This is a genomic window from Nonomuraea salmonea, assembly GCF_042428605.1.
In the GTDB taxonomy this organism is placed as follows: Bacteria; Actinomycetota; Actinomycetes; order Streptosporangiales; family Streptosporangiaceae; genus Nonomuraea; species Nonomuraea salmonea.
Genome location: NZ_JBHMCF010000057.1, coordinates 29,443 through 39,520, shown reverse-complemented (window position 1 = coordinate 39,520; position 10,078 = coordinate 29,443). Strand labels below are relative to the sequence as shown.

At 71.3% G+C, this 10,078-nt stretch carries 22 protein-coding genes; all 22 read left to right on the top strand.

From position 1 onward, the window contains the following. The first annotated feature begins 4 nt into the window (after positions 1-4). On the top strand, positions 5-151 hold the full coding sequence (locus tag ACFFR3_RS45905; RefSeq protein ID WP_345410197.1) for a hypothetical protein: 147 nt from the start codon (positions 5-7) through the stop codon (positions 149-151). Positions 152-242: 91 nt separating this feature from the next. Beyond that, the gene (locus ACFFR3_RS45900) at positions 243-425 is read left to right on the top strand and encodes a hypothetical protein (RefSeq protein WP_345410199.1); all 183 of its coding nucleotides are present in this window, start codon (positions 243-245) and stop codon (positions 423-425) included. A gap of 52 nt (positions 426-477) precedes the next feature. After that, the gene (locus tag ACFFR3_RS45895) at positions 478-792 is read left to right on the top strand and encodes a hypothetical protein (protein WP_345410201.1); all 315 of its coding nucleotides are present in this window, start codon (positions 478-480) and stop codon (positions 790-792) included. 15 nt (positions 793-807) lie between these two features. Next, entirely contained in the window at positions 808-1,431 is a 624-nt protein-coding gene (locus tag ACFFR3_RS45890) for a hypothetical protein (protein WP_379485206.1), read from the top strand. A gap of 127 nt (positions 1,432-1,558) precedes the next feature. Further along, on the top strand, positions 1,559-1,765 hold the full coding sequence (locus ACFFR3_RS45885; RefSeq protein ID WP_345410205.1) for a hypothetical protein: 207 nt from the start codon (positions 1,559-1,561) through the stop codon (positions 1,763-1,765). Between the two features lie 6 nt (positions 1,766-1,771). Continuing rightward, positions 1,772-1,942 carry a hypothetical protein gene (locus ACFFR3_RS45880; RefSeq protein WP_345410207.1) on the top strand — a complete coding sequence of 57 codons (171 nt, stop codon included), beginning with the start codon at positions 1,772-1,774 and terminating at the stop codon, positions 1,940-1,942. 66 nt (positions 1,943-2,008) lie between these two features. Further along, positions 2,009-2,428: a hypothetical protein gene (locus tag ACFFR3_RS45875; protein WP_345410209.1), complete on the top strand. Its 420-nt coding sequence runs from the start codon at positions 2,009-2,011 to the stop codon at positions 2,426-2,428. 25 nt (positions 2,429-2,453) lie between these two features. Beyond that, complete coding sequence (locus ACFFR3_RS45870; protein WP_345410211.1) at positions 2,454-2,669, top strand: hypothetical protein; 216 nt, start codon at positions 2,454-2,456, stop codon at positions 2,667-2,669. 83 nt (positions 2,670-2,752) lie between these two features. Next, positions 2,753-2,992 carry a hypothetical protein gene (locus ACFFR3_RS45865; protein ID WP_345410213.1) on the top strand — a complete coding sequence of 80 codons (240 nt, stop codon included), beginning with the start codon at positions 2,753-2,755 and terminating at the stop codon, positions 2,990-2,992. 190 nt (positions 2,993-3,182) lie between these two features. Then, positions 3,183-3,338: a hypothetical protein gene (locus tag ACFFR3_RS45860; RefSeq protein WP_345410215.1), complete on the top strand. Its 156-nt coding sequence runs from the start codon at positions 3,183-3,185 to the stop codon at positions 3,336-3,338. 220 nt (positions 3,339-3,558) lie between these two features. Next, the gene (locus ACFFR3_RS45855) at positions 3,559-4,236 is read left to right on the top strand and encodes a hypothetical protein (protein WP_345410217.1); all 678 of its coding nucleotides are present in this window, start codon (positions 3,559-3,561) and stop codon (positions 4,234-4,236) included. Continuing rightward, the gene (locus tag ACFFR3_RS45850) at positions 4,233-4,817 is read left to right on the top strand and encodes a hypothetical protein (RefSeq protein WP_345410219.1); all 585 of its coding nucleotides are present in this window, start codon (positions 4,233-4,235) and stop codon (positions 4,815-4,817) included. Before ACFFR3_RS45855 ends, ACFFR3_RS45850 begins: the two co-directional genes overlap by 4 nt. 31 nt (positions 4,818-4,848) lie before the next feature. Then, positions 4,849-5,061, top strand: coding sequence for a BldC family transcriptional regulator (locus tag ACFFR3_RS45845; protein WP_345410221.1), 213 nt, complete (start codon positions 4,849-4,851; stop codon positions 5,059-5,061). 145 nt (positions 5,062-5,206) lie between these two features. Further along, positions 5,207-5,671, top strand: coding sequence for a C40 family peptidase (locus tag ACFFR3_RS45840; protein WP_379485205.1), 465 nt, complete (start codon positions 5,207-5,209; stop codon positions 5,669-5,671). Positions 5,672-5,813: 142 nt separating this feature from the next. Then, positions 5,814-5,999, top strand: a complete 186-nt coding sequence (locus ACFFR3_RS45835; protein ID WP_345410225.1) for a hypothetical protein — start codon at positions 5,814-5,816, stop codon at positions 5,997-5,999. After that, positions 5,996-6,145, top strand: a complete 150-nt coding sequence (locus tag ACFFR3_RS45830; protein ID WP_345410227.1) for a hypothetical protein — start codon at positions 5,996-5,998, stop codon at positions 6,143-6,145. Before ACFFR3_RS45835 ends, ACFFR3_RS45830 begins: the two co-directional genes overlap by 4 nt. Before the next feature lie 182 nt (positions 6,146-6,327). Next, the gene (locus ACFFR3_RS45825) at positions 6,328-6,897 is read left to right on the top strand and encodes a hypothetical protein (protein ID WP_345410229.1); all 570 of its coding nucleotides are present in this window, start codon (positions 6,328-6,330) and stop codon (positions 6,895-6,897) included. 58 nt (positions 6,898-6,955) lie between these two features. Further along, on the top strand, positions 6,956-7,201 hold the full coding sequence (locus tag ACFFR3_RS45820) for a hypothetical protein (RefSeq protein WP_345410231.1): 246 nt from the start codon (positions 6,956-6,958) through the stop codon (positions 7,199-7,201). 2 nt (positions 7,202-7,203) lie between these two features. Beyond that, complete coding sequence (locus ACFFR3_RS45815; RefSeq protein WP_379485204.1) at positions 7,204-7,413, top strand: hypothetical protein; 210 nt, start codon at positions 7,204-7,206, stop codon at positions 7,411-7,413. A 140-nt stretch (positions 7,414-7,553) separates the two neighbouring features. Beyond that, complete coding sequence (locus ACFFR3_RS45810; RefSeq protein ID WP_379485203.1) at positions 7,554-8,219, top strand: hypothetical protein; 666 nt, start codon at positions 7,554-7,556, stop codon at positions 8,217-8,219. A 348-nt stretch (positions 8,220-8,567) separates the two neighbouring features. Beyond that, a complete protein-coding gene (locus ACFFR3_RS45805) occupies positions 8,568-9,002 on the top strand; it encodes a hypothetical protein (RefSeq protein WP_379485202.1) in 435 nt (144 codons plus the stop codon). Positions 9,003-9,005: 3 nt separating this feature from the next. Further along, on the top strand, positions 9,006-9,782 hold the full coding sequence (locus ACFFR3_RS45800) for a hypothetical protein (RefSeq protein WP_379485201.1): 777 nt from the start codon (positions 9,006-9,008) through the stop codon (positions 9,780-9,782). Positions 9,783-10,078 lie beyond the last annotated feature (296 nt).

Here is a 10,078-nt window from a genome sequence, read left to right as displayed (position 1 = left end):
CCGCGTGACAGCCAGCGCCGCCTGCCCGGCCTGCGGCCAGCCAGTGGACGACCACACGGTGGGGGAGCTGGCCACCTGCGAGCACGAAGCCAACCCGCAGGCGCACGCCCGCCCCTCCCGCTACTGCAAGATCTGCGTCCCCATCCTCTAACCCGCACCTGACACCCGACACCGGACACGAAAGGGAGGCAGCCGCGCCCATGAAAAGCCGAAGCACCACATGCCCCCGCTACCTGAAAGCCATGGAAGACAACGAGCGGATGATCTGCAAGGCGATGGAGGCCAACCTGAACGGCCGCCACGCCCGGACCGCCCTCTACACGGTCGCCGCCGTCGCCGCCGCCTGCATCGGCGCGATGCGGCTCCTCGCCGGGGTGCTCATCCACGGCCCCTGCACCTGCGCCGAGCACAGCTCCCGGCCCTGACAACGCCGGAAACCCGACACCGCACCTGACACCTAGGAAGACCAGAACGCACATGCACACGCTCACTGACACCAACAACGCCGCCCTGGAGACGCTCCGCCGGGGCATCATCGCCGCCGGGCACCCGGCCGCCGCCGTCCGGCCGCAGCCCAACCGGCTCGTCGTCGAGTTCGACGGCGTCGTCCTGCATTACGACGCGTCGGGCGCGTTCGAGTGCACCATCGCCAAGCGCATCCCCGGCCGGAGCGGCAGCACCGTCTCCACGTTCGGCACCACGAGCCGCCCCTACAACGTCCGCCAGGCGCTCGCCATCTACCACCAGGTCGCCCGCCGGTACGGGCAGCCGCAACTCGCCACCGCACGCTGAGAAGGGAAACCCGCCATGACGACGACCGCTGTCAACGGCCGCCCCCGCGCCGGCCAGCTCACCACGGAGGACCGGGCGCGGTGGATCGCGCTCCGATACGCCGTGCAGCTCGTCAGCAGAAGCATCAGCAAAACCGTCAGCGATCGAGAGGTCCGCTCCAACTACAACCTCTTCCACCCGTGGCTGGCCGAGGCCGGCAGCGACGACGCCGACCTCGACCTGCGGTGCAAGGTTTTCGACCTGTACCTGCGTGAGCGGCGGGACCACGCCCGCCCCGGCTCGTACAGCCTGCACACCTTCGAGGACCAGCAGGAATTCATGGACGGCGTGATCGGCTTCTACGCCATCATCACCGGCACCACCCACCTCCACGACACCGTCCTGCTGTGGCGGGACCGCGTCACCCGGCACTGCGCGGTCAACATCCGCCGCGTGCAGGTCGACGACTTCAGCGGCGACGCCGAGGGCTGGCGCTTCACCATGCATCTCGTGCACCCCGTCTCCGTGGGCTACATCAAGCCGCACGCGGGCGAGGAGATGGCGGAAGAGGCCGGCCTGCGCGTCGGCAGCGTCACCATCCGCCACCACGCCAGCGGAGACAAGCTGACCGTCCGCATCCAGCAGCCCGCCCAGGACTGACCGGCTGGTCGCGCGCTGCGGGCCGCCGCCAACCCCCCTTCCCCGGGTTTGGCGGCGGCGCCGGGGCACACGACCGCACCACCGCCCCGCACCTGACACCTGACACCTGGAGGAGGGAGAGCCCACCGTGAACGACCAGCCAGAACGCAAGGTCTTCAACCGGGACTGGGTCGAAACCGGCCTGTACGTCCACCGGGTCGAGCCCGGCCTGTACGAGCTGCGCCAGGCCGCCACCGGCCACCCGCGCAGCAGCCAATTCAGGCTTCCCGCCATGCGCACGCTGATCACCAACCGTCGGTGGCGCTGCCCCGACATCGAAAAGAAGAGGAGCTGACCCCTGATGCGTTTCAAGAGGGCTCTGATGTGGGCCGCCGTCGCGTTCGTCGCGTTCTACCTGTTCACCCGGCCCGCCCAGGCCGCCGCAGCGGTCAACGGCGTGTTCGACGGGATCCTGCACGGCGCCGACCGGCTCGCGGTCTTCGCCAGCAGCGTCCTGGCCGGCAGCCGATAACTCCGCCCGTGGCCGCGCCTTGCCAGGGCGCGGCCACCCCGGCATCTGACACCTGGAGGATCTCGTATGCACGTCACCCGCCTGCCCGACCGTATGGCGGCCGTCATGCTCGCCCAGCAGCTCCACATCGCGCTGGAGATGGCCGAGCGCGTCGATGACCTGGGCACGATCGGGACGGTCCGCTCAGCGCTCCGCATGTCGCTCATCGTGGCGGGCGTCCCGTACGACAGGGTCGGCGCCGTCATCGCGCTCGCCGGGCTGACGCGGCTGCCCGCCGCGATGCAGCTCGTGCGCACCGAGCCGGACGGCCTGGCCGACACGGAGTGGGAGCCGCCCGCCGCCTGCCCGGCCTGCCGCTCCTGCGTCGTCGTCATCGGCTGCTACGCCGTGTGCCGGGAGCGCAAGCACGTCGTGGCGGCCAACGGCGAATCCTGGCGCGTCCGCGACCTGGCCGCCGCCGCGGCTGAACCCGACAAGCAGCAGTAACACCCCACGAGAGAGGACACTCACTGTGGCCAGACGAGACCCAACCCTGCCCAGCACCTCCGAGGGCGTCGCGCTCGACCAGCACGTCGCCGCCCACAACCTGACCAAGAACGTCGCGAAGATCGCGCGCGACCCGGCGACGCAGCGCGACTACCGCGAGGCGTGCGACGAGACGGAGCTGGGATCCCGCGTCGCCAAGGCCCTCCGCATGGAGAGCTACCCGAAGCTGGACCGGCGCTGACACCACCGCCGGGCTCGACAAGCACCACCCGCACCTGACACCGACACCCGCAGGACGAGAGAAGAAGGAGAGGGGGCTACCCCGTGGCCACGACATGGAGAAGCCGCGACGGCTCCGGCCGACCGGAGTGGGCCATCACCGACGAGGGGCGCGCTCTTGAGCAGCACGTCGCCCAGCACACGCTGGCCAAGCACACGGCGAAGGTCTCGGCGCACCCGGGGCTGCAACACGACGCCCGCGAGCAGCTCGACCAGGCCGAGCTGGGCAGCCGGGCCGCCCGAGCGCTGCGTTTCGAGAACGGCCCGCGGGAGGACCGGCGCTGACTCAGGCCGTCCCGTCTTCGCGCTCCCTCGTCCATCCCCGGTTTGTCCTGGCGGATGGACGACGGAGCGGGGAGACCGGGGCCCCGCCTGGCCTCGCACCCCCGTAGACAGCATGAAGCCCCAGGGGCACCTGATCTTGACAGGACGCCGGCGCCCCTGGGGTCACCTCACCAATGGAGGAGAACCCAGGATGCCACAGCAGAACAGCAGCAAGACCACGCCCGCCGACGTCTTCAGGGTCGGCCAGACCACCTACCAGCGCGTCTACGACGCGCCCGGCGGCGGCCAGACCAGCGACAAGAAGGACGAGAACAGGCTCGGCTCGCGCATGCGCCGCCCGCACTAGCACCACTGGCCCGCCCCTGCCCTGGGGGCGGGCCCTGACCGTATAGGAGCAGAAAGGCAGAACAGACCGTGAACTACACCGCACCTGACACCTGCCCGCGTGACGGGCTCCCCTGGAGAGACCACACCCCCGGCGAGACGGCTTACTGCTCGGAGTTCATCGCGGACGAGATGATGCAGCTCGTCGCCGCCTCCCGGGTCAGCCGGAACGGGGGCCGACGATGACGCAGCCGCTCCACGACCGCATCCCGGTGGGCAGCGTCTGGGCCGACAACTACCCGGGACTGACCGGCCGCACCCTCAAGGTCAAGACGGTCTGGTCGGAAACGAGCACCGTGGACGTGTACGTGTACACGCTGCCCGTCAAGATCCAGATGGAGGTGGACGCCCGCCCGCCCCACCAGCGCCGCCTCCGCAACCTGCAACTGACCAGGACCGTCACCGGCATCCCGTCCGAGTTCTTCGGTGAGCGGTTCGAGCTGGTGACGCGCTCGACTGAGATCCCCGACGACCTGATCGCCCGGCTGTTCGAACAGCCGGGCAGCGCGATCGCCCTTCCGGCCTGGCGGAACACGTGCCTGCCGGCGTCGACGCTGGAGGACGACGAGCTGCCGCAGCGGGTCCGCTACGCGTTCACCGCGATGTCACCGGCGGTCGGCACGGTCGTCGCTCGTGCCGCACTCGCTGAGCTGGGTATCCGTAACCCGTCCGCCGCTGACGCGCTGTGGCGGGAGATGCGGGACGCCGGATACCGGATGCTGCCGTACCGGGAGCCCGACGTGTGCCGGCGGGCCGGGTGCGGGATGGCGGCGCTCGCCAGGGTCGGGTCCCTGCGCCCCGGCCACGACGCCGTCTACTGCTCGACGGCGTGCCGCGAGGTCGCCGAGGCCATCCGATGAGCGCCCGGCGGGTCAAGCGGCTGGCCGAGCCGCGCTGTGACCACCACATGGCGGCCGCGATCATCCATCACCAGCACCAGGACCGGATCGCGGTCTCGCGCCGTGACGACCCGGTGGGGGAGTACATCCTGCCCGGCGGCCACCTCGACACGTCCGGCGTGCCGAAGACGGTTGCGATGCTGACATGCCGCCACCTGGACGTGCCGGTTAAGAAGGCGGAGCTGCTCAGCTCGGAGGTGCGCGACGACGCGTGCTCCCGCCCTCCCGGCGTCGGCGGGACCGGGCACCGCTGGTGGGTGTTCGCCATCGAGACCGACATCAACCCGTGGCATCGGCTGCCGGACGCCGGCCACATCCCGGGGACGATCGCCACCTGGTGGCTGTCCCGCATCGACGTCCAGGCGGCGGCGCAGAGGTCCGCTGATCTGGCGACCGGGGTTCTGGCTCTCGACGAGTGGGAGGCCAGGCCCGGGTTCGACCCGGCCTATGTGCGGCTGCTGGCCGCGCATGGCTGGGCTTCGCTGACCGGCGGGGAGCTCGAAGCGATCGAACAGCTCGCCCGAGCCGGGCTCTCCGCCTGACCACACACCATCACGAGAAAGGGAACCAATCATGGCTACGACGACGACCGCGGCGGCTGCGGCGCCTGGCGGGTTCGAGCCGGAGCCTCTGCTGACTCCGGCGGAGGTCGCCACGATGTTCCGGGTCGATCCGAAGACGGTGACCCGGTGGGCGAAGGCGGGCCGGCTGTCCAGCATCCGCACGCTGGGCGGCCACCGCCGCTACCGGGAGATGGAGGTCCGGGAGCTGCTGACCGGCAGATGACTGCGGCTCTCGTCTTGAGTAGTGCTCTTGCGGGCCCCCAACCACTTGCATCCTTAAGATAGCGTGCTATCATAAAGATGTGAGGCGGGCGGGGGCCCGCTCCACACGCACCTGACACCCCACGCTCACCCTCGGAGGAGAGCAAATGATCAACCGCAGAATGCTGCGCGCAGCCATGCTCACCACCCTGGCCACCGCAGGCACCATCGCCGTCAACGCGCCCGCCGCCTACGCCGCACAAGCGCAGGCAGTCCGCGCAGCGACAGCAGTGCGATGGGCCAACGGCCAGGTCGGCGACCCCTACAGGTGGGGTGGCGCAGGCCCGCACAGCTTCGACTGCTCCGGCCTCACCATGTACGTGTGGCGCCGCGCCGGAGTCAAACTCCCCCACAACGCGGCAGGCCAGTACCGCGCCGTCCGCACCAAGGTCTCCTGGCGCAACCTCAAGCCCGGCGACCTCATGCTCCTCTACGGCTACGGCCACGTCGGCATCTACGTCGGCGGCGGACGCTGGGTCCACGCCCCCGGCAAGGGCCGGCCCGTCCGCAAGGAGTCCATCCACGGCTGGGTCCGCAGCAAGTTCAACGGCGCAGTTCGTCCCGGCATGTAACACCCAGGGCCGCCGGCCAGCAACCCGCTGACCGGCGGCCCCCGCCATTCCCAGACCCACGCCGCCACCCGGGCGGCGTGCACAGCCCAGGCCCGCCTGGGACCGCAACACACCTGACACCCGGCAGAAAGGACACACCGCCATGGCCCTCGGATTCGGCAGGAAACTCACCCCGGCAGAGATCGAAGCCAACAAGCAGATGGCCAAGAGCGCCCGCTCCGTCGCCAGCAAGTGGTCCGGCAAGGGCGAGCAAGGCGACGAGATCGCCGACGCCTACACGCAGACGGCCGAGCGCGCCGAGCGCCGCGTCCGGCGAGGCCGCGCATGACCGCCCGCCGCACCCCGAAGCAGCACGTCACCGACGAGCAGTACGCCGCCGCCGCCGACACCGCCGCCCAGAACGCCGCCAAGGACGGCCGCCCCATCGACGCGCTGATCCTGCTCATGGTGGCCGACACAGCCAAGAACGGCTGACCCGCAGGGGCCCCGGACACCCGCACCCGGGGCCGGGGCCCCCGGGTTGAACGACCGTTGCACGACCGTGGCACAACACCACCCCACAAGGGGCCGCCCGCGTCGCGAGCTCGAGAACGCCGCGGCGCACGACGCGAACCCGGGGGCCGCACCTGACATCGCCTGAAAGGACGAGAGACCACATGGCCAACACCACCGACCCGCTAGTCCGCGACATCCACGACGCGGCCCGGCACCTGTCCACCCTCCTGGTCGGCGCGGCCGACGAGCAGCGCGGCCACATCGCCGCCGGCCACCTGCGGAAAGCGGCCGACATGGTCGCGACCGCCGTCGAGGTCGCCGAGCTGCTCATCGCCGCCCAGGCGGCGCTGGCCGACGCGCACAGCGACCCCGCCCAGGCCGCCGCCGACCCGTCCATGCGCGCCGGGTGGGAGCGAGCCTCCGGGCACGCGCGAGCGGCGCTGCTCCTCCCGCCCGCCTGGCGGGCCCGGCTCGCGGCGCCCATCGAGGTCGAGGAGTACGCCGGCGACCGTGACGCAGCGGCGTACGCGGCGGCTCTGCAGAAGTACGCCGCCCGGCACGGCGCCGGAGACGTGATGGTCTTCCACGGCGAGCGCTTCCCCCAGATGCCGCTGCCCGGGTCGGCGGGCGCGCTGGCCACCAGCCTGGGGTTCGACGAGTGGGACGCGGAGGTGTGCCTGGAGACAGCGCTGATCCTGATCGCCCTCTCCACCGACCAAGAGTCCGCGTAGCGTCGGCCGAGGCCGACGTCCGCACGACGCGAAACCGCGAAACAGAAACGGAGCCACCATGAGCACGTCCGAGACCGTCGCCCAGTACGAGGGCGACGACAGCCGCACCTACGAGATCGACCACCTGGGCATCGGCACCCCGAGCCATCGCGGCGAGTACGCCGTGTACTGCGAGGGCCAGCAGGTCGCCGACTTCATGGCTTTCGGGACGCTGCTGAAGCCCGAGTGCCAGCCGCCGCTGCCCAGCACGCCCGAGCTGATCGCGATGGCCAAGCAGGCCGTCCGGGAAGCTAAGGAGGACTGACCGTGGCGATCCCGTCCGGATGCCCGCCCAGGGAGCACTGCGCGAACTGCCGCCGCCAATCCCCGCGAGACGGGGTGTGGCAGTCGGCGGACGGCGAGACCGTCTGCTCGATGGACTGCTGGGACGACGTGTCGTCGGGGGACTACGGCCCCCACTACGACGACCACCTGGAGAACAGCGGATCGTCCGGCTACTCGTACGACTACGACTAAGGACCGGGGCCGACACCAGCGCGGGGCCGGCAGCAGGGGCACCAACCCCTCTGCCGGCCCCGCGTCGCGTCGAGGCCTCCACCACGGCGGACGACGCGAACCCCGCGCCCGCCCCGGCCGCCGCCGCTACCGTGACCGGCATGACTTCCGACACCTCCGAGGACCAGGCCCCCGCCGCCCTCCGCCTCATGAAGCTGAACGGCGTGGTGGACGACGACCTACGGCACGCGATCAGCGCGATCACCGCCGCCTACCTGGCCGGCGCGAACGACCCCCAATGCTGGGGGGAGATGCTCGCCCGGCTGACGATGTTCTCCGGCAATCTGGCCGCCCGCTGCCAACTGCTGGCGCGGGACCTGGCCGACGCCCACACCGACAGCGCCGTCCTCGCGGAGGCGGCCGAGCTGGCGACCCTCGGCCCGCTCGTGATGAGTGTCCCCGACCACGTGTACGCCGAGATCGCCGACGCCGACGCCGACACCTACTACGACGAGGTCATGACCCACGTGACCGTGCGGGTGCCGCCGATCCGGGACGTCGAGCACGTCCTGTACGGCAACGGCCGCCGCATCGTCTGCTGGGACCAGGACGCGCAACAGCCCGAACTCGTCGTGTACGGCGGCGCGACGAGCGACGAGATCAAAGCCGACCTGGACGCGGAGGGCTGGGTTCCCCGGCCGCGCTTCTACTCGCCGCAGCCCGGCGTCGAGTCGCGGTTCTACGCCCTCGCCAACGGCGACCAGGTGTACGACGGGTACGGCCGCAAGCTCCCCAGCCTGCCGGTGCCCGGCGGCAGCGGCTCCTGATGGCGGTCACGTACGACAGCGCCTGCGCGGGCGTCTGCCCCGGCTGCTCAACCACGTAGCACCCAGGCCCGCGTCGCGCCGCCTGCAGCTCGCCGGCGCGCGACGCGAACCTCGTCAGGTTTCCCGCCCGCCTGCCCTGGCCGCCCACCTGTCGTACCGGCGGCGTGCTGGACAGCGCTGGGCGGCGGTCGTGGCGTTTCTGGGGTTCGCTGACCCTTGTACGTGGCGGTAACTTCCGGGAACCATGCTTCTCGCAAGTAGGTGGGAGGGTCCGAAAGCGGCCCGCCACCCATACCGATGTTCAACAGCGCGTTGACAACGGCGCGTTGAAGGTGTGCGGTGGGTGGCATGACGACAGCCGACAACCCCCGCACCATCGAGCACGCGATCCGGGAACGCGTCCGCGCCGCCCGCGACGCGCAGCTCCGGCTCATGACCCGCTACGGCGACGAGCACGCCCAGCGATGGGCCTCCCAGCCTGACAACTCGCCCCGCACCTCCCCATACACGCTGCTCGGCGACATCCTGTCCCCCCGGGCGAGGGAGGACGCCCCCGACCCGACCCGGCAGGACTGGAGCGACGCGCTCCGCCAGGTCGGGCCGGCCCGCCGCGACCTCGACGGCCTGGAGACCAACATCCTCATACGAGCCCGCGCGGCCGGGCTCACCTGGCGCGAGATCGCCGACGCGCTGGGCCTCGACAGCCCCCAAGCGGCCCAGCAGCGCGCCCGCCGGCTCGGCGCCACCACCGACGAGACACCCGACGAAACCCGAGAGGTATGAGCGATGCCGCAGCAGGACCGGCCCGGCCCTCCGTTCAACGACCGCGCCGAGTACGAGCAGGCCGTCCGCCTGGCCGCCGCGCGGCAGCGGATCGCCCACGAAAACACCGGACTCCCGGCCTGGGACGACCTGCCCCCGGAGGATCAGAGGCCCGGCGTGGTCGCCGCGCTCCACTACCTGCGCGCCTACCAGCTCGCCGGCCTCGACCACCAGCTCGACCACCGGGACGCCGCCGCCCCCAGCGAGTTCGCTCTCGAAAGCGTCCGCCGCGCCTGCAACGCCTGCACCGGCCTGCACGGGACCACCGTGGTCCTGGAGGCGGCCCGCCTGCTCGACGACCTCGCCGCCACGGCGGAACGGCACGGCCACGACCTCGACATCGCGATAGCCGGCCTCGCCTCGTACGCGGCCGACACCGTCACCAGCAGGTACGACCGGCCGAAGCCTGAGCGGAGCGTCGACGAGGTGAACGCGTTGCTTCGGCACCTCGCCGACGCGTTCACCGACGCCGGCCTCACCACCACGGCGTGCGAGGTCCGGGCAGGCGTGGCGGTCGCGCCGATCCCCGGCGTCCGCGCCTGGGGGCCGGACCGTACGACAGGGCTCGCGGTGTCGATCTTCCTGGACAGCGGCTGGGAGCTGACGGTCAACCGGCCCGGCGCCCCCCTGACGTCCATCTACGCACCCGCCACCAGGGAAGGCGCGCGGGACGTCGCCACCATCGTCAGGGACGTCCTGCACGGCGTCATCCCGGACCCTTTCCGGCCGCGCGGCTGGTGAACAACCCGCGAACGCCTGACAGCGCTTCTCAGCGCCGCCCTCCCGCCCCCATCCCGTCTATCCGGCCATGCCGAGTTAGGTCGTCTCCGGCCATCTCAGCGCCACGAATTCGGGTAGGAGGCGGCTCACAGAGTGAACAGGGCGCTACAACGCCCCGCACCTAAGCGGTGGGCCCGTCCCCCGGAGTAGGAGGGGACGGGCCCAGCTTTTCCCGCGTCGTCCACCGCGGCGTACTCGAGCGCGCTACGCGAACCCGAACGGTTTGCGTAGCGTCGAGCTCGACGCCGCGGCGGACG